This window comes from Ensifer sp. Root954 (assembly GCF_001429005.1).
GTDB classification, from domain to species: Bacteria; Pseudomonadota; Alphaproteobacteria; order Rhizobiales; family Rhizobiaceae; genus Ensifer; species Ensifer adhaerens.
Window position 1 is genome coordinate 26,582 of record NZ_LMJM01000052.1, and the last position, 17,671, is coordinate 44,252.

17 protein-coding genes are annotated in these 17,671 nt (G+C 62.8%); 6 read left to right on the forward strand and 11 right to left on the reverse strand.

Annotated elements, in window-relative coordinates:
- Nucleotides 1-2: 2 nt before the first annotated feature.
- From ASE71_RS30790 to ASE71_RS30805, 4 genes are read right to left on the reverse strand one after another with little or no spacing between them, the layout of a single operon-like run.
- Nucleotides 3-2,294, reverse strand: coding sequence for a chemotaxis protein CheA (locus tag ASE71_RS30790; protein ID WP_060522255.1), 2,292 nt, complete (start codon nucleotides 2,292-2,294; stop codon nucleotides 3-5).
- A gap of 19 nt (nucleotides 2,295-2,313) precedes the next feature.
- The gene (locus tag ASE71_RS30795; RefSeq protein ID WP_025425897.1) at nucleotides 2,314-2,679 is read right to left on the reverse strand and encodes a response regulator; all 366 of its coding nucleotides are present in this window, start codon (nucleotides 2,677-2,679) and stop codon (nucleotides 2,314-2,316) included.
- Nucleotides 2,680-2,683: 4 nt separating this feature from the next.
- On the reverse strand, nucleotides 2,684-2,977 hold the full coding sequence (locus ASE71_RS30800) for an STAS domain-containing protein (protein WP_034796954.1): 294 nt from the start codon (nucleotides 2,975-2,977) through the stop codon (nucleotides 2,684-2,686).
- Nucleotides 2,978-3,018: 41 nt separating this feature from the next.
- Nucleotides 3,019-4,635 (reverse strand): globin-coupled sensor protein, encoded by a 1,617-nt coding sequence (locus tag ASE71_RS30805; RefSeq protein ID WP_082566608.1) that lies wholly within the window; start codon nucleotides 4,633-4,635, stop codon nucleotides 3,019-3,021.
- Between the two features lie 395 nt (nucleotides 4,636-5,030).
- On the opposite strand from ASE71_RS30805, the gene ASE71_RS36085 reads away from it, so the two are divergent.
- Complete coding sequence (locus tag ASE71_RS36085; protein WP_156400775.1) at nucleotides 5,031-5,273, forward strand: hypothetical protein; 243 nt, start codon at nucleotides 5,031-5,033, stop codon at nucleotides 5,271-5,273.
- Between the two features lie 51 nt (nucleotides 5,274-5,324).
- On the opposite strand, the gene ASE71_RS30810 is transcribed toward ASE71_RS36085, so the two are convergent.
- From ASE71_RS30810 to ASE71_RS30840, 7 genes are all read right to left on the reverse strand, one after another.
- Nucleotides 5,325-6,713 (reverse strand): FGGY-family carbohydrate kinase, encoded by a 1,389-nt coding sequence (locus ASE71_RS30810; RefSeq protein WP_060522256.1) that lies wholly within the window; start codon nucleotides 6,711-6,713, stop codon nucleotides 5,325-5,327.
- A 4-nt stretch (nucleotides 6,714-6,717) separates the two neighbouring features.
- On the reverse strand, nucleotides 6,718-7,032 hold the full coding sequence (gene rhaM, locus ASE71_RS30815; RefSeq protein WP_034796960.1) for an L-rhamnose mutarotase: 315 nt from the start codon (nucleotides 7,030-7,032) through the stop codon (nucleotides 6,718-6,720).
- A gap of 7 nt (nucleotides 7,033-7,039) precedes the next feature.
- Nucleotides 7,040-8,044 (reverse strand): ABC transporter permease, encoded by a 1,005-nt coding sequence (locus tag ASE71_RS30820; protein WP_060522257.1) that lies wholly within the window; start codon nucleotides 8,042-8,044, stop codon nucleotides 7,040-7,042.
- Entirely contained in the window at nucleotides 8,044-9,021 is a 978-nt protein-coding gene (locus tag ASE71_RS30825) for an ABC transporter permease (protein WP_413814660.1), read from the reverse strand. Before ASE71_RS30825 ends, ASE71_RS30820 begins: the two co-directional genes overlap by 1 nt.
- On the reverse strand, nucleotides 9,021-10,517 hold the full coding sequence (locus ASE71_RS30830; RefSeq protein ID WP_060522259.1) for a sugar ABC transporter ATP-binding protein: 1,497 nt from the start codon (nucleotides 10,515-10,517) through the stop codon (nucleotides 9,021-9,023). The genes ASE71_RS30825 and ASE71_RS30830 overlap by 1 nt, the downstream gene beginning before the upstream one ends.
- A 267-nt stretch (nucleotides 10,518-10,784) precedes the next feature.
- Entirely contained in the window at nucleotides 10,785-11,774 is a 990-nt protein-coding gene (gene rhaS, locus ASE71_RS30835; protein ID WP_060522260.1) for a rhamnose ABC transporter substrate-binding protein, read from the reverse strand.
- Nucleotides 11,775-11,891: 117 nt separating this feature from the next.
- Nucleotides 11,892-12,704, reverse strand: a complete 813-nt coding sequence (locus ASE71_RS30840) for a DeoR/GlpR family DNA-binding transcription regulator (RefSeq protein ID WP_034796966.1) — start codon at nucleotides 12,702-12,704, stop codon at nucleotides 11,892-11,894.
- A 203-nt stretch (nucleotides 12,705-12,907) separates the two neighbouring features.
- Here ASE71_RS30840 and ASE71_RS30845 point away from each other — a divergent pair, with 203 nt between their 5' ends.
- The 5 genes from ASE71_RS30845 (at nucleotide 12,908) to ASE71_RS30865 (ending at nucleotide 17,595) form a co-directional block, all read left to right on the forward strand.
- Nucleotides 12,908-15,007, forward strand: a complete 2,100-nt coding sequence (locus ASE71_RS30845; protein ID WP_060522261.1) for a bifunctional rhamnulose-1-phosphate aldolase/short-chain dehydrogenase — start codon at nucleotides 12,908-12,910, stop codon at nucleotides 15,005-15,007.
- Between the two features lie 14 nt (nucleotides 15,008-15,021).
- Nucleotides 15,022-16,317, forward strand: coding sequence for an L-rhamnose catabolism isomerase (gene rhaI, locus ASE71_RS30850; RefSeq protein ID WP_060522262.1), 1,296 nt, complete (start codon nucleotides 15,022-15,024; stop codon nucleotides 16,315-16,317).
- A gap of 156 nt (nucleotides 16,318-16,473) precedes the next feature.
- Nucleotides 16,474-16,728: a GlsB/YeaQ/YmgE family stress response membrane protein gene (locus ASE71_RS30855; RefSeq protein ID WP_060522263.1), complete on the forward strand. Its 255-nt coding sequence runs from the start codon at nucleotides 16,474-16,476 to the stop codon at nucleotides 16,726-16,728.
- A 127-nt stretch (nucleotides 16,729-16,855) separates the two neighbouring features.
- Nucleotides 16,856-17,044, forward strand: a complete 189-nt coding sequence (locus ASE71_RS30860) for a hypothetical protein (protein WP_034796970.1) — start codon at nucleotides 16,856-16,858, stop codon at nucleotides 17,042-17,044.
- 89 nt (nucleotides 17,045-17,133) lie between these two features.
- Nucleotides 17,134-17,595: a YbaK/EbsC family protein gene (locus ASE71_RS30865; RefSeq protein ID WP_034796972.1), complete on the forward strand. Its 462-nt coding sequence runs from the start codon at nucleotides 17,134-17,136 to the stop codon at nucleotides 17,593-17,595.
- Nucleotides 17,596-17,671: the final 76 nt, after the last annotated feature.

Here is a 17,671-nt window from a genome sequence, read left to right on the forward strand (position 1 = left end):
CATTATCCGACTGCAGCCAGTGACATTTCAGGTTTCAGCGAATGCCCGCGCGAGGCGGCGACGATCGCGTCGACATCGAGGATGAGCGCCACGCGGCCGTCGCCGAGAATGGTCGCCGCGGCGATGCCCGGCACGTGGGTGTAGTTGGCCTCGAGGCTCTTGATCACCACCTGGCGCTGGCCCTGGATCGCATCGACCATCAGGGCGCGCTGGCCGCCACCTTCCGATTCGACGAGCAGGGCGACGCCTTCGACCGGGTTCGCCTGGATGGCACGGAAATTCAGGATCCGGCCGACGTCGACGAGCGGGCAGAAGGAGTTGCGGATCGAGATCAGCCGCTGGTTGGAACCGAAGGAATGGATCGCTGCGGCTTCCGGCTGCAGCGTTTCGACGATTGCCGTCAGCGGCACCACCAGTGTCTGGTTGGCGACGGTGACCACCATGCCGTCGAGCACGGCGAGCGTCAGCGGCAGGCTCATGGTGAAGACCGAGCCGTGGCCCGGCTTCGAGGAGATGTTGATGCGGCCGCCGAGCGCCTGGATCGAGCGCTTGACCACGTCCATGCCGACGCCGCGGCCGGAGATGTCAGAGATCTTGTCGGCCGTCGAGAAGCCGGCGTGGAAGATCAGGTTGTCGATCTCTTCGTCCGAGAGGTTGGCGTCAGCGGCAATCAGGTCGTTGTCGATCGCCTTCTGGCGCACCTTCTCACGGTTGATGCCGGCACCGTCGTCGGCAAGCTCGATGACGATGCGGCCGGAACGGTGCTTCGCCGTCAGGCGCACAGTGCCTTCGGCGCTCTTGCCGGCGGCAAGGCGCTTCTCCGGCGTTTCGAGGCCGTGGTCGACCGCGTTGCGGATCATATGGGTCAGCGGCTCGGCGAGCTTGTCGATGACGGTCTTGTCGACTTCGGTGTTCTCGCCTTCGGTGATCAGGCGGACCGACTTGCCGGTCATGTCGGCGATTTCGCGAACGATACGCGACATGCGCTGGAAGACAGGCTTCACCGGCTGGGCGCGGATCGCCATCACCGAATCCTGGATCTCGCGGGTGAGCTGCTGCAGCTCTTCGAGGCCCATGTTGATCGAGGACGTGCCGTTGGTGTCGTTCTCGACGACGCTCTGCGAGAGCATCGCCTGGTTGATCACGAGTTCGCCGACAAGGTTGATCAGGCGGTCGACGCGATCGAGATCGACGCGAATGGTCGGCGTTGCAGCCGACGCGGCGGCCTGCTGGGCGGCAGCGCTCTGGGCGGCGGCGCTGGCCGCGGGAGCTGCCTTCTCAGCCGGTGCGCGGGCGGCGGACTGCGCCATCTGCAGCACGTTGCTGGCCGTGCCGGCGGCTGAAACCGCGGCGTCGCGATCCTGCTGCTGGGAGGCAAGCTGTTCTTCTTCCTCGACGACACCGACCGATACCGCCGGTTCGTCGTCAAGGATCGACAGGTCGAAGGGAACGGGCTGCATCGGCAGCTCTTCGCCCGACTGCGTCGCCTCGTCTTCGACCAGCGAAATCTCCAGGTCGCAATCCCACTCGGCGAATTCGAAAACCGTGCGGATCGCGTCCTCGCCCTTGTCGGTCTTGAGCGAGATCTTCCAGAAGAAATAGGCGCTCTCCGGGCTCAGCCGATCGAGCGTCGGCAGTGCGCCCATGTCGCAATGGATGCTCATCTCGCCAAGGCGCGAGAGGTCGCGCAGAAGCAGCGTTGCCTCGTTGCCCTTGGCGTAGAGATCGGACTTCGGCTTGAAGACGATCTCATATGTGGGCATTTCCATCAGCGGCGGCTCTTCAGCCGCGTCGAAGTCATCGAAGGAGAAGGCGACCGGCTGGAAGCCTTCGTCGTTGACCGGCGGCGGAGCCACGGCAGCGACGGGCTTGGCAACCGGTTCGGCCGGCGCTGCCGACGCCTGTGGAACTTCGCCGTTTGCGAGCGCCTCGAGTTCCTTGATCAGCTGGCGGCTGCGCGCCTCGTCGACGCCGCCGCCATCGCGCGCAGCGTTGGTGAGGTCGGCGAGTACGTCGGCCGACTTCAGCATCACCTTCAGAACTTCCGGTCCGGGATCGAGCCTATTGGAACGAACGCAATCAAGGGTCGTCTCGAACACGTGCGCGAAGGAGACGAGGTCGTCCAGCCCGAAGGCGCCGGCGCCACCCTTGATGGAGTGCACCGCACGGAAAACGGCATTGACCGTTTCCGGGTCGCGGTCGCCATCATTGAGCTTCAGCAGACCCGATTCCAGTTCGGCGAGTTGTTCCTCGCATTCCTGGAAGAAGATCTCTTTGATTTCGTTCATATCCATTGGAGGCTATCCCCGGACTTCAGGCCGTTACGCGCTCGATTGCATCGATGAGTTTGGTCGGGTCGAACGGCTTGACGATCCAGCCGGTTGCACCCGCCTGACGCGCGCGGTTCTTCTTCTCCGCGTCGCTTTCGGTGGTCAGTACCAGGATCGGAATGGCGCGGTAGCGATCGTTCTTGCGCACGCCTTCGATGAAGCCGAAGCCGTCGAGACGTGGCATGTTGATGTCGGTGACGATCACGTCCGGATTGGCTTCTTCCAGGACCTCAAGACCCTCGACGCCGTCCTCGGCCTGAATCGTTTCGAAACCGGCATTGTTCAGCGTAACCAGCAGCATGTTTCGGATCGTCCGGGAGTCGTCGACCGTCAGAACTCGCTTCTTCATTTTCTCAAATCTCCTTTGCCATCAGGTGGTCGATCTCGACCCCGATGAGCTGTGTCGTTTTCTCGAAAGCGTCCGACACCTTGCTGAAGGTGAAAGACAAATGTTCCTCTTCCCAGGTCTTGGCGCCGGCCATCAGCACCTGGACACAAAGCGTCCCGACCCGCTCGACCGCGGAAGCGTCGATCACGATATCGCTGCCCTTGAGCGCGAGCAGCTTCTCGTGCAGTGCCGTTGCCTCATTCAGGTCCAAAACCGGAGCGAGGCTAAGCGTCTTCTGGGCGGTCTTCTTGCTGGCCATTCCTGTCTTCCTCGACTGCTAACTCTCTACTGCCCTTGATATCAGCGCTGCCAACCGGCGAGCTGCCGCTGCAGCCCGTCGTCAAACAACGCTGCGGCCGGCTCTTCGGCAACGACGGCGGATGTGTGACGGAAGGGCTCGCGGCCGGCGCGCGCCGATGCGGCCGGATGGCGACGCTCCAGGCGGAACTGGCGGATGGTCTCGCCGAGCTCGACGATGACCGTATGAAGATCGTCCGACGAACGGACGGTATCGCCGGCCAGCGCGGCACTTGCCTCGACACCCCTGGAGATCGTGCCGATCTCGGTCGCGACGCCGCGGAGGTCGCCGACCTGCTGCTCCGCCTCGCGGGCGATGCCGGAGACGGCGGAATTGATCGACGTGACCTGCTCGACGATGCTGCTGATCGCGTCCTGGGTGCGGCCGACAATCTCGACGCCGGTCTCGACCTGCGCCTTGGTGCCGGAAACGAGCTGCTTGATTTCGCGCGCCGCTTCGCCGGAGCGCTGTGCCAGCGCACGCACTTCCTGGGCGACGACGGCAAAACCGCGACCGCTGTCGCCGGCGCGCGCCGCTTCGATGCCGGCGTTGAGCGCCAAAAGATTGGTCTGGAAGGCGATCTCGTCGATGACGCCGATGATCTGGCCGATCTTTTCGGCCGACGCCTCGATGTCGGCCATGGCGGAAATCGCCTGGCCGGCGATCTCGCCGCTGCGCTCGACGGCAATGCGGGTCTCGTTGGCCTTCGTTTCCGTGGCGCTGATCCGGCCCGAACCGGTCGCCATGCGTCCGGCCATGTCGGAGAGCACGGCAAGCTGCCCGGAAAGCGCGTCGGCTTCAGCGCTCGCCTTGTCCGTGAAGGCTGTCGCGCCGTCGCGCATGCGGTCGACCAGTACCCCGGCAGCCTGGCTGCGCTGATCGGAGGCCTGAAGACTTTGCTGGATCTGTTCGAGTGCCGCGTTCAAGCTCGCCACGATCGGCTGATAGGCTTCGACCGCCGTTTCCGGCAACCGCGCGCCGAGATCACCCTGGCTCACGCCTTCGGCAAAGTCGCCGAAGAGCGCCTTGACCTCCAGCTCGTCGGCGCTGCGCTGCTCGGCGAGCTGCCGCTGGTGCTGTTGGCGGAGGGCGTTGAAGCGGAGCGAAACGCCGATCTCGCTGTCGACGAAGGTCGTGCGCACCAGAGCGGCGACGAGGTCGCAAAGTTCGCGGCGGCGCGCCTTGCCCATCGGCAGGAAGGATCGCGGCCAGGCGTCTTCGATCAGTCCGACGATGAGATGTTCGAGCACGACGGCATGGCTCGCCATCTGCCAGCGCGGGTCGAGGCCCATGCGGCTTGCGGTGTCTGCGAGCACCTTGATGCGCTCGGCATAAAGCCCGTCAAAGCGTGCGTCGGTCAGCACGTTCCAGTGCGACGACTGAAGATCCTGAAGGCGGTCGATCTGGCGGTCGCTGTCGAAATGGCGGGCGGCGTCGGGATAGGTCTGGAGGCGCTGGAAGAGGTCGCGAAGCGCCTGATCAATCCGGGGAGAAAGCTTTTGCCTGTGATCGCGGACGCGGTTGCAGCTCTCGTCGTCGAGCCCGGCAAAGCGCAGGCGCTCCAGCAGGCTGCCTGCCTGGCCCTTTTTTGCCTGTTCTGACGATGCTTCCTGCCTCAACGCTGATCCCCGGTGCTGCACGTTCGGAACTTGCCTGCGGAGCATCAGGGAGAGCCACGGTCCACCGGACGTGCACGCCACATCGATGAGATCAGCCTCCGCCGAAAAGCGTCTGCTGTCGTTCATCCCGCAAGTAAATTCGGTGAAGAATGGATACCGGACCGGAACCGGTACGGCGGGGCGGCATCATGCCTTGAGGAGACTTGTGAATTATCCCATTCCGACGTGTGGGACCATGTTTATGGTTAATTCCTTGCTTGAAGGTTAACGGTCGCTCGCCTCTAATCGGAATCACTAAAATTCACAGGGTGTTTTCAGGCGCCATTTTTGCGCTGCAACAAAACTGTAATAAACACGCCTGAAACCAACAGGTTCTCAATCACAAGAGTTTAGAATTGTACTTCGACTTGCGCTCGCGTATCGAAGCGAAAGTGAAGTGGGCGCTGCATGCGCGAAGAAACCTTCGCATCACGCAAAGCGACATCATGACGATGCGCTTACAGGAACCGAACAATGATTGTTCTTGGCATTGGCGCCGCACTCACAGCAATCCTGACAATGATGGCAGTATCGATCGTGCTCAACATCGAGCACAACCGGTCGGCAAAGCGCAGCTCTGTGTTTTGATCGGGCTTTAACCCGTCTCTTACTGACACAACCAGGCATCTCTGCGGCCGGGGACGGATGTTCTACGGCCGCTTTTCTTTGCACACATGGTCCTGCGTCGCCTTTTGCCATGCCTGCGCATAGGCGGCGAGGCTCTCCGCGATCTCGCCCGCAAGCGGCTCGACCCCGGTCCTGACCGCGGATCCCTTAACCAGACACGCAGCACCGAGGCTCGTACCCGTGATATTGTGGGGATCGGCAAAGACCGGCCGGCCCGTCGCTGCGGCGAGCATGCGCAGATAGGTCCTGTTGGAAGCAAAGGGCCCTTCGACGACGATATCGCCGCGCGCGCCGATCAGGTCGAGACAGGTGGCTGTCATCAGCGCCAGATGGAACGAGACGACGACAAAGCGTTCGGCGGGGCCAAGCTCCCGTTCGTCCGTCGTCCAGATCGCTTTTGCGGCCGGAAAGGGACCGGATCCCTCGGGAATGGACGGCAGCAGCATGTGGCCGGCCCCGGCCACGGCCTCTTCCGTTTGCGGCGACACAGGGGGCGCCCCCTCCCCCAACAGAAGCTGGAAGGCGCGGCCGCCCATGAAGCGGGCGGAGGGTACGGGATCGCCAAGCGCGTTGACGTTGATCAGCGTGTCGCGGTGTTCATCGAGCATCTTCGCCTCGGCACCGACCGCAAGCATCACCACCCAGGTGCCGGTTGAGACCACCGAGAAGGGCGAGGTACGTGTCAGGAGATGCGGCAGCAGCGAGGCGTTGGAATCGTGAATGCCGCAATAGACGGGGGTCCCTGATGCAATGCCCGTTGCCGAACAAAGCTCTGGCAGTAGCGTTCCGGCGATATCGCTCGCCTTCAACACCGGTGCGAAGAGGGGCGTCCAGCCCTGGCTTTCGACAAGAGACGAGAATGTCCCTGCCCGTGGGTTCCAGAGATCCGTGTGGCAGCCGAGCGAGGTCAGCTCGTTACAGAGCGTACCTGTCAGTCGATAGGTCCAATATTGCGCATAGGTGAGGACCGAGGCGACCCTAGCGAAGTCGTCGGGAAAGGTCTTCTGCTGCCAATAGAGCTGGGCGCCGACATTGAGGCCCATCGGCAGGCGCGCGGAGCCGGTCTCGGAAAAGGGCGGCCTGACATTATCATACTCGGCGGCGAGGCTGTCGGGACCGGCGTGCTCATAGTCCAACACCGGAAGCGCCAGGTTGCCTGATGCGTCGAGCACGACGGCGGTCGCGCCGTGGGTGGTGATCGAGATCGCCTCGAAGACGTGTTCGGCATGGAGTGACGCGAGGCTTTCGAGCAGGAAGGCCCAGAGCCGCTCGACATCGAAATGCGGATAAGGACCATCAGTCAGCACCGCATTCGCCGTCTTGCGGACGGCGATCTCCTCGAAACGGTCGAGATCAACGGCTGCGACCTTGGCATTGGTCTTGCCGATATCGATAACGCCAACAACCCGCATCTTATCAGTCCAAATGGAAAACGGTCGTCAGCGGCACCGCCACCGGTTCGTTATCGCCATGGGTTTCCATGATATCGGCCATATAGGCCCACCATTTCTGCATGATGGGATGGGACGGCAGGTCGGCCATGCGGTGATCGTCAGTCCGCCAGAGCACACCGAAAAGCAGACTGGTCTCCTCGTCCAGATGGATGGAGTAGTCGGAGACGCCGGCCTCCTTCAGCAGGGTGGCCAGTTCCGGCCAGATGGCATCGTGCCGTGCCCTGTATTCGGCGGCCATGCCTGGGTTCAGGCGCATGCGGAACGCGTATTTTTCCATCGGATCCTCAATGTGCGAGACGCTGACGGGCGCGCCGCCAGAGAATGGGGAGCGCGATCACCGAGATCAGCAGCAGGCCGATGAAGATCGACATGACGATGCCCGGCACGTTGAGCAGGCCGAAACCGAAGGTCACCATGCCCATGATCAGGGCGGCCAGCACGACGCCCGGGATGGTGCCGGAGCCACCGAGAATGTTGACGCCGCCGAGTACCACCATCGTTACCACCTCCAGCTCCCAGCCGAGCGCGATCGACGGGCGCGTCGAGCCGAGGCGCGAGGTCAGGCAGATCGAGGCAAGCCCGGCCATCAACCCGGTCAGGAGGAAGAGGATGAATTTGATGCGCGCAACGCGGATGCCGGAGAAGAGCGCCGCCGTCTGATTGTTGCCGATGGCATAGACCGCGCGGCCGAAATTTGTCTTGTGCAAGACGACGCCGTAGACGACCGCGAGGGAAACGAAGAGCGTGAACTCGAAGGAGAACACCCACCAGACATAGCCTTGGCCGAACCACGAGAAGCTGTCGGGATAACCGGTGAAAGCCTGGTCGCCGAGAATGATGAAGGAGAGACCGCGGAAGAGGCTCATGGTGCCGATGGTCACCACGATCGAGGGCAACCCGAGACCGGTGATCAAGAGGCCGTTGATCGCACCGCAAAGAAGCCCGACAGAGAGACCGATCACCACCAGCGCCGGCGTGTCGAAGCCAAGTTGCACGGCATAGCCCATCGCCGTCGAGGCGAGCGCGATGATCGAGGCCACCGACAGATCGATCTCGCCGGAAATGATCACCAGCGCCATGGCGAAGGCAATCATCGCCTTTTCGGTGAAGTTGAAGGTCGCGTCCGAGAGGTTCCACGGGTCGAGGAAGTAGGGCGAGGCCAGCGAGTTGCCGAGAAAGATGAGGCAGGCGACGACAAGCAGCAGGCTTTCCCAGCTCTTCAGCAGGCGCGCGCCGCGGCCTTCCAGCCGATCGGGGATATGTCGTGGGGTAAGGTGGGTCTCGGCCATCAGACAGCCTCCGCCTTTCTCAAGATGACGCGGCCCTTACGCCGCTCGGCGCGGGCGTTGACGGCAACAGCGACAATGATGACCAAGCCCGAAATCGCCAATTGGGCGAAGGGCGAGATATTGACGACCGGCAATGCGTTCTTGATCACGCCAAGGAACAGCGCACCGAGCACCGCGCCTGCTACCGTGCCGATGCCGCCGGCGATCGATATGCCGCCGATCACACAAGCTGCGATGATGTCGAGTTCGAAGCCGGCGGCGATGTCAACATAGGCGACGGCATAACGCGACACCCAAAGATAGCCCGAGAGCCCGGCAAGCGCGCCGGATATGCAATAGGCCGAGAAGCGGGTGCGGCCGACATCGATGCCGGTATAGACCGCCGCGTGCGGATTGCCGCCGACCGCATAAAAGGCGCGTCCGAGCGCCGTGCGGCTCATCAGCAGGAAAACGAGCGCGATCATCACCAGCGAGAGCCAGGAGAGAACCGGGAAACCAAAGAGCTCGTCGCGCGGCAATGCCTTGAAGGCGTCGCTCATCTGGTGCGCATTGATCCACTTGCCGCCGCTCAAGAGAAAGATCAGGCCGCGATAGATGGTGAGCGTGCCGAGGGTTACGACGATCGGCGGAATGTCGAGCTTCCAGACGAGCGCGCCGTTGATCATGCCGAGCAAAGTGCCGAGCGCAACTGCCGCAAGGATGATCAGCGGGATCGGCAGGCCTGGAAAGGCGGCGTTCAGCATCGCCGCCACCATGCCCGAGAGCGCGAGGTTGGCGGCCATCGAAAGATCGATGCAGCGCGTCAGGATCACCGCCATCTGGCCAAGCGCCAGAATGATCAGGATCGACGTGTCGTTGTAGACGCGCCCGAGGTTCGCGGGCGCGACGAAGGGCGGGAAACGCCAGGTGATCAGCGCCAGCAGCACGGCGATCGCGCCGACCAGCAGCAGTTCGCGATTCCTGAGGATGTTTGACATCACGCGGCCTCCTGAATGCCGGCTGCGGCACGCACCAGCTTTTCCGCCGTCAGTTCGGCGCGCTCGAAGCGCCCGGCGATCCGCCCCTCGCGCATCACGATGACGCGGTCGGACATGCCCATGATCTCCGGGATTTCCGAGGAGACCATGATGACGCTCAGGCCCTGTGCCGCCAACTCGCTCATAAAGGCGTGCACGGCGGCCTTGGAACCGATGTCGATGCCTTTGGTCGGCTCGTCGAGAATGATCACCTTCGGCTTCGTCGCCAGCCACTTGGCGATAACGACCTTCTGCTGGTTGCCGCCCGAAAGCGTGCCGACATCCTGATCGAGCGAGGCGGCGCGCAGGTCGAGGCGCGTGGTATATTCGCGGGCGAGCGCAAACTCGTTGGCAAGCTTCAGGAAGCCCGAGCGCGAGGTGCGCGACAACGACGGCAGCGTGACGTTCTGAAAGATCGGCAGGCCGATAATCGCACCCTGGCGGCCGCGCTCTTCGGGCACATAGACGATGCCAGCCCGGATCGCTTCGGACGGGCTGCGGATCACCAGCACCTCGCCATCGAGCCGGACAGCACCGGCCGATGGCCGGGTGACGCCGATCAGCGACTGCATGAACTCGGAACGGCCGGCGCCGACCAGGCCGTAGAAGCCGAGGATCTCGCCGCGGCGAAGCTCGAAGTTGATGTCCTCGAACTCGGTCGGGTGGCGGTAACCGGAGACCGTGAGCACCGGTTCGCCGATCGCCACGTCCTTCTTCGGGTAAACCGAACCGACAGCGCGGCCAACCATAAGGCGCACCAGTTCGTCCTGGCTGACATCGGCGATCAGCCCTTCGTCGACCATCGTTCCGTCGCGAAACACCGTGTAGCGGTCGGCGATGCGGAAGATTTCATCGAACTTGTGGCTGATGAACAGGATCGCCTTGCCGTCTGCCTTCAGCCGTTCGACGAGGGCATAGAGTTCGTGGATTTCCTTGTGCGACAAGGCGGCCGTGGGCTCGTCCATGATCACCACCTGCGCATCGATCGACAGCGCTCGGGCGATCGCGACCAGATGTTTCTTGGCGATACCGAGATCGCGCAGGCGGATGGTCGGATCGAGATCGGCACCGGCGCGCGAAAGCAAGGCACGCGCATCGGCATTGAGCTTCTTCCAGTCGATCAGCCCGAAGCGATTGCGCGGGGCGTGGCCGAGGAAAATGTTCTCGGCGACCGAGAGCTCATCGAAGAGCACGGTTTCCTGATGGATCGCGGTGACGCCGGCGCGTGCGGCCGCCAGCGCCGTCGGGAAATGAACCTCCTGATCACCGACGGAGATCGTGCCCTCGTCCGGTTGGTAGATGCCGGTCAGGATCTTCACCAGCGTCGATTTCCCGGCGCCGTTTTCGCCGATCAGCGCGGTCACCGACCCCGGATAGAGCGCCAGCGAAACATCGGAGAGCGCCTTCACCCCGGGAAAGGACTTCGAGATCCCTTCGAGCGCAATGGCGGGCTTCATCCGCGATGTGAGCGTATCCTGCAGCAAGAGACAGTCCACCATTCAGTCGTTTCGATTAACGCGAAGTCGTTCGGGCCTCGTATGCCCTCGTATCCGCCCGCGCGGCTTGCCTCTCACCCTAACCTTCTCCCCGCATGCGGTGAGAAGGCACGGGCATGCCGCTCTCTTCCCTCCTCGTCGGGAAGGGGGGCAAACCGTTGCCGCTTGTCCCTTCTCCCCGCAAGCGGGGAGAAGGGACCGGCAGGCGGATGAGGGGCTTTCGCCGGATCAGAAGATCTTGGCGAATTCCTCGACATTCTTGGCATCGTAGACGAACGGGTCGGCCATCGCGCCTTCGTTGTTGTCGTCGAGCTTGACGGCACCCATGCGGCCCATCTTCAGTTCAGCACCCGGCTTGGCTTCGGCACCGTTGATCAGGTCGTAGGCGACCATCGTTGCGGAGTAGCCGAGGTCGATCGGGTTCCAGATCGCGAAAGACTTGGAGGCGCCCGACTTCACGTGGCCGGCCATTTCCGAGGGAAGGCCGAGACCGGTGACGTTGATCTGTCCGATCTTGCCGGCGTCGGTGACGGCCTGGGCGGCGGCAACGATACCGACCGAGGTCGGCGCGATGATCGCCTTCAGGTTCGGATAGGACTGAATAAGGCCCTGCGTTTCGCGATAGGACTTGTCGGCGAGGTCGTCACCATAAACGGTCGCGACGACATTGATGCCCTTGTAGTTGCCCTGGACCTTCTTCATCTCGGCGATCCAGGTGTTCTGGTTGGTCGAGGTCGCCGTTGCTGAAAGCACCGCGACATCGCCGCCCTCAGGCAGGTTGTCGGCGGCGAGCTTGATGATCATGTTGCCGATCAGCGGGCTCGACGACGGGTTCAGGTGCATCAGGCGGCCATCCTTGGCGACGCCTGAGTCCCAGGAGATGACCTTGATGCCGCGATCCATCGCCTTCTTCAGCGCCGGAACGAGGGCGTCGGTGTCGTTGGCGGAAACGGCGATGGCGTCAACCTTCTGGGCGATCAACGAATTGATCACCTCGATCTGGCCTTCGGCGGTCGTCGTCGTCGGGCCGGTATAGATCACCTCGACGTCGCCCAGCTCCTTGGCGGCTTCCTGCGCGCCCTTGTTGGCGGCTTCGAAGAAGCCGATGCCGAGCGCCTTGACCACGAGCGCGATCTTCTTGTTTTCCGCATGCGCGGCATTGGCCATCAGCGCCAGCGAAACGGCGGCCGTGACCATCAGTGACTTCAGGATCTTCATGCTCATTTCCTCCCAATGACCGGCACGCGACAAGCGTCGCCGGCGCGATTTCCTCCATTGGCGATGCCCCGGCCCCTCCGGCCGTGAGCGTCACCTTCCCCTCTCCTCGCCCACCCCTCAGGCGGACGAGGACATGTTCTCCGCATCTGTGCCGGCTCTCGAGCTGGCAACGACCAGCCGCACACCGGCATTTTCAAGCATCGCGGCATGCCTGTCCTCGATGCCCGAATCCGTAATGACAGTGGCGATCCGCTTCAGCCCGCAAAGGATGAGGCTCGACCGCTTGTGAAACTTCGAGGAGTCCACCAGCACGACGAGTTCGTCGGCCTGGTCGATCAGTTTCTGCTCCGCCTGGATCAACAGCGGATCCGCCTCCATCAGGCCGAGCGGGCCTAAGCCCTGTGCCCCCATGAACATGCGGCGCGCATAGAAATTGCGCGTCACGTCATTGTCGAAGGGGCTGAGGATGATGTTCTGCTCGCGGTAGATCGTGCCGCCCGACAGCATCACCGTGTTCTTCGAATGCTTCAAAAGATGCTCGGCGATCGGGAAGGAATTGGTGAAAACCTGCATTCGCCGATTGCTGAGGAAATGCACCATCTGAAAGGTCGTGGTGCCGCCATTGATGATGATCGGCTCGCCATCCTCGCAGAGCGCCACCGCCTCCTTGGCGATCGCCTGTTTTTCGCGGGCGTGCAGGCCCTCGTTGACCTTGAACGGACGACCGGCAAGGCCGACGAATTGCGGCGGATTGATCGCCTCGGCGCCGCCGCGCACCCGTCGCAGCTTCTTCTGCACGTGGAGGGCTGCAATATCGCGCCGGATCGTCGCCTCGGAACTGTCGGTCAGATCGACCAGCTCCTGGACGGTGACGACGGGTTTTTCCTGAACCGCCGACTGAATGATCCGGTGTCTTTCTTTCTCGTGCATGCGTTCCTCCGATGGCGTTCATGCTTCCATCACGATCGACCATTGTCAATCATAAACAATCATATTTTTTCATTGTGCAGCGCAATATGCGCGAACTTGATCGTTTTTGATTGACTTTAACGCTCAAGTCCTGTGATCTGATGCCAACCACATCTCTGCGCGGTCGCCAAGCCGCGCGATATCAGACCGGGAGGAAATTCGAGATGCTCGACAAGCAGCAGGGTGCGCGACTTGCAAACCTTTGGGACGAGGCAAAGGCTGCCGGCATGAGCGAATCCGAGCGCCTGCTCTATCGCTCCAACCTGCTCGGCTCCGACAAGCGCATCACCAACTACGGCGGCGGTAACACCTCGGCCAAGGTGATGGAGAAGGATCCGCTTGGGGGCGGCACGGTCGAGGTGCTCTGGGTCAAGGGTTCGGGCGGCGACGTCGGAACGATCAAGCTCGACGGTTTTGCCACTCTCTATATGGACAAGCTCAACGCGCTGAAGTCGATTTATCGCGGTGTCGCGTTCGAAGACGAGATGGTCGGCTACCTGCCGCACTGCACTTTCAACCTCAATCCACGCGCCGCCTCGATCGACACGCCGCTGCATGCCTACGTGCCGAAGAAGCATGTCGACCACATGCATCCCGACGCAATCATCGCGATTGCCGCGGCCAAGAACAGCCGCGAGCTGACGGCAAAGATCTTCGGCGACGACATCGGCTGGCTGCCGTGGAAGCGCCCGGGCTACGAGCTCGGCCTGTGGCTGGAAAAGTTCTGCCTGGAAAACCCGCGCGCACGCGGTGTGGTGCTTGAAAGCCATGGCCTCTTCACCTGGGGCGACACGGCGAAAGAAGCCTACGAGACGACGGTCGAGATCATCAACAAGGCGATCGCCTGGTTCGAGGCCGAGAACACCAAGCCTGCTTTTGGCGGCGCGGTGAAGCCGGCGCTCGACGCGGCCGCCCGCGCCGACGTCGCCCGCAAGCTGATGCCGGTCATCCGCGGGCTGATCAGCGCCGACGAGAAGAAGGTCGGCCATTTCGACGACAGCCAGGCCGTGCTCGATTTCGTCACGTCGAAGGATCTGAAGCCGCTGGCCGCTCTTGGCACCAGCTGCCCCGACCATTTCCTGCGCACCAAGATCCGGCCGCTGGTGGTCGATTTCGATCCGGCCAGTCCCGATGTCGACAAGACGCTGGCAGCGCTGCCCGAAGCGATCGCCGCCTATCGCGCCGACTATGCGGCCTACTACGAGCGCTGCAAGCACGAAGACAGCCCCGCCATGCGCGACCCGAACGCGGTCGTCTATCTCGTGCCCGGCGTCGGTATGATCACCTTTGCCAAGGACAAGGCGACCGCCCGCATCTCCGGCGAGTTCTACGTCAACGCCATCAACGTCATGCGCGGCGCCTCCGGCGTTTCCACCTATGTCGGCCTGCCGGAACAGGAAGCCTTCGACATCGAATACTGGCTGCTGGAGGAAGCAAAGCTGCAGCGTATGCCGAAGCCGAAGAGCCTCGCCGGCCGCATCGCGCTCGTTACCGGCGGCGCCGGCGGTATCGGCAAGGCGACGGCCAACCGGCTGATGCAGGAAGGCGCCTGCGTCGTGCTCGCCGATATCGATGAGACCGCGCTTGCGGCGGCCGAAGGCGAACTGTCCAAGCGCTACGGCAAGGATTTCGTCCGCTCCGTCAGCATGAACGTCACCAGCGAAGCGGCGGTCGAGGGCGGTTTTGCCGACGCTCTGCTCGCCTTCGGCGGCCTCGATATCCTGGTCTCCAATGCCGGCCTCGCCTCGTCGGCCGCGATCGAAGACACGACGCTGGCGCTCTGGACCAAGAACATCGACATCCTGACGACCGGCTACTTCCTCGTCTCGCGTGAAGCCTTCCGCATCTTCCGCCAGCAGAAGGCCGGCGGCAACGTCGTCTTCGTCGCCTCCAAGAACGGCCTTGCCGCCTCCCCCGGCGCATCTGCCTATTGCACCGCCAAGGCGGCCGAAATCCACCTCGCCCGCTGCCTGGCGCTCGAAGGGGCTGGCGCGCAGATCCGCGTCAACGTCGTGAACCCCGACGCGGTGTTGCGCGGCTCGAAGATCTGGACCGGCGAGTGGAAGGAACAGCGCGCCGCCGCCTACAAGATGGATGTGGACGACCTCGAGGCGCATTATCGCGAGCGCTCGATGCTGAAGCTCAGCGTCTTCCCCGAGGATATTGCCGAGGCGATCTATTTCCTCGCCTCCGACATGTCGGCGAAATCGACCGGCAACATCATCAATGTCGACGCGGGCAACGCCCAGTCCTTCACCCGCTGATCGAGGAGAGTTTCATGACGACCACCATGATCAGCCAGGCGACCGTCGAAGCCGAGAACGAAAGCCGGCTCACCGCACTTCGCCGGGATTATGAGAGCCTCGGCGAAAGGCTCAGCCGGCGCGGCATCGCGATCGACGAGATCAAACGGAAGGTCGCCGCCTACGGTGTTGCCGTCCCTTCCTGGGGTGTCGGCACCGGCGGCACGCGCTTTGCCCGCTTCCCCGGCAAGGGCGAACCGCGCAACATCTTCGACAAGCTCGAGGATTGCGCGGTCATCCAGCAGCTGACCCGGGCGACACCGACCGTCTCGCTGCATATCCCCTGGGACAAGGTGAGCGACATTTCCGAACTAAAAGAGAAGGGCACGTCGCTCGGCCTCGGTTTCGATGCGATGAACTCCAACACCTTCTCAGACGCGCCGGGCCAGGAACATTCCTACAAGTTCGGCTCGCTGTCGCATGCCGACGCCGCCACGCGCGCCCAAGCGGTGGAGCACAATCTCGAATGCATCGAGATCGGCCGGCAGCTCGGGTCCAAGGCGCTGACGGTCTGGGTCGGCGACGGCTCCAACTTCCCCGGCCAAAGCAATTTCACCCGTGCTTTCGAGCGTTATCTCGACGCGATGAAATCGGTCTACGCGGCGCTGCCGGATGACTGGCGCGTTTACACCGAACACAAGATGTTCGAGCCGGCCTTCTATTCGACCGTCGTCCAGGACTGGGGCAGCAACTACCTGATCGCCCAGGAGCTCGGCCCCAAGGCCTTCTGCCTCGTCGACCTTGGCCACCATGCGCCGAACGTCAACATCGAGATGATCGTCGCCCGCCTCATCCAGTTCGGCAAGCTCGGCGGCTTCCACTTCAACGATTCGAAGTATGGTGACGACGATCTCGACACGGGCTCGATCGATCCCTACCGGCTGTTCCTCGTCTTCAACGAACTCGTCGATGCGGAGACCCGCAAGGCCAAGGGGTTCCAGCCGGCGCACATGCTCGACCAGAGCCACAACGTCACCGACCCGATCGAAAGCCTGATGACGAGCGCCACCGAGGTCTGCCGCGCCTATGCCCAGGCGCTGATTGTCGACCGCCAGGCGCTCGCGGGCTACCAGGACGACAACGACGCGCTGAAGGCGAGCGAGACGCTGAAGGTAGCCTTCCGCACCGACGTCGAGCCTATTCTCGCGATGGCGCGGCTCGAAAGCGGCGGCGCAATCGCACCTGTCGCGGCCTATCGCAAGAGCGGTTACCGCGCGAAAGTCGCGGCTGAGCGCCCGGCCGTTGCCGGCGGCGGGGGCGGTATCGTCTGACCCTGAAACGAGCGGCGCCGGGCTGCCATTTGAGGCCCGGCGCCGCATCCCACGCTCGACAGCTCAAAAAATCGCTGCGCGATGAAATTGCCCCCTATCTGATTTCAATTCCTGATCTATCTTTCCCTTGGAGATTCATCGGAAAGGGACCCGTTCATGGGCATTGAAAGCATTTTCGTCTTCCTGATCGTCGGCGCGGTCGCCGGCTGGCTCGCCGGCCTCATCGTCAAAGGTTTCGGCTTCGGACTCATCGGCAACATGGTCGTCGGCATCATCGGCGCCTTCATCGCCGGCTTCCTCTTCCCGCGGATCGGCATCAGCCTCGGCACCGGCGTTCTCTCCGCGATCCTGCACGCGACGATCGGTGCCGTCATCCTTTTGGTGCTGATCCGCATCGTCAAACAGGCCTGACCCATCGCCGGCGGCAGTACCCTTCGCGCCCGGAATATCCCCGGCCGTTCCATCTGGACGCGCGAAGGGGGCTGTAGCACTGTGATCTGCTGGACGGGACATCGCACATAGCCAGACGGAGGCGAGCATGAACGCTCTTTACACCGACAAGATCGAAACGGCGCTCAAGTCGTTCATTGCGGATCACCCGGGAATGCAGACACGGGATCAGGCGATCATCGCGATCCTCGAAAACTGGTTCACCAATCACGGCTACCTGCCACCGCAGCAGGAAGGTCTGCGCCCGGAAGACCTTGACGCTTCCAACGACGATTGAGAGATTTGCGCGCCCGGCACGAAGGACCATAGCGCTTCTTGCGCCGCGGCGGCCACCCTTTGCCTTTTCAATAACGTGAACTGTTCGCCATGAGCCTGACCTCCGTCAAAGACTTCTTCTCCCAGCACGCCCCAGATATCGACGTCATCGAGCTACAACAAAGCACCGCCACGGTTGCTCTTGCGGCCGAGGGCCACGGCGTCGAGCCGGCCCAGATCGCCAAGACGCTGGCGCTTCGCGTCGGCGACGACGTGATCCTGATCGTCACGCGTGGCGACGCCCGCCTCGACAACAAGAAGTACAAGGCCCGCTTCGGCACAAAGGCGCGCATGCTTGGTTTCGACGAGGTGGAAGCCGAGACCGGCCACCCGGTCGGCGGCGTCTGCCCCTTCGGTCTCGCCAAGCCGCACAGCATCTATTGCGACCTGTCGCTCAAGGCCTACGACATCGTCGTGCCGGCCGCCGGTGCCACCAATGCGGCTGTGCACATCAGCCCGACCCGCATCGCCGAGCTGACCGGCGCCGAGTGGATCGACGTATCGGAAGCGTAGTTTGCCGTTGCGGATACGGGGCATGCCTTGGAATGGCCACAAAGCTTAACTGAAACCGCAGGCGCGCCCCCGGCAG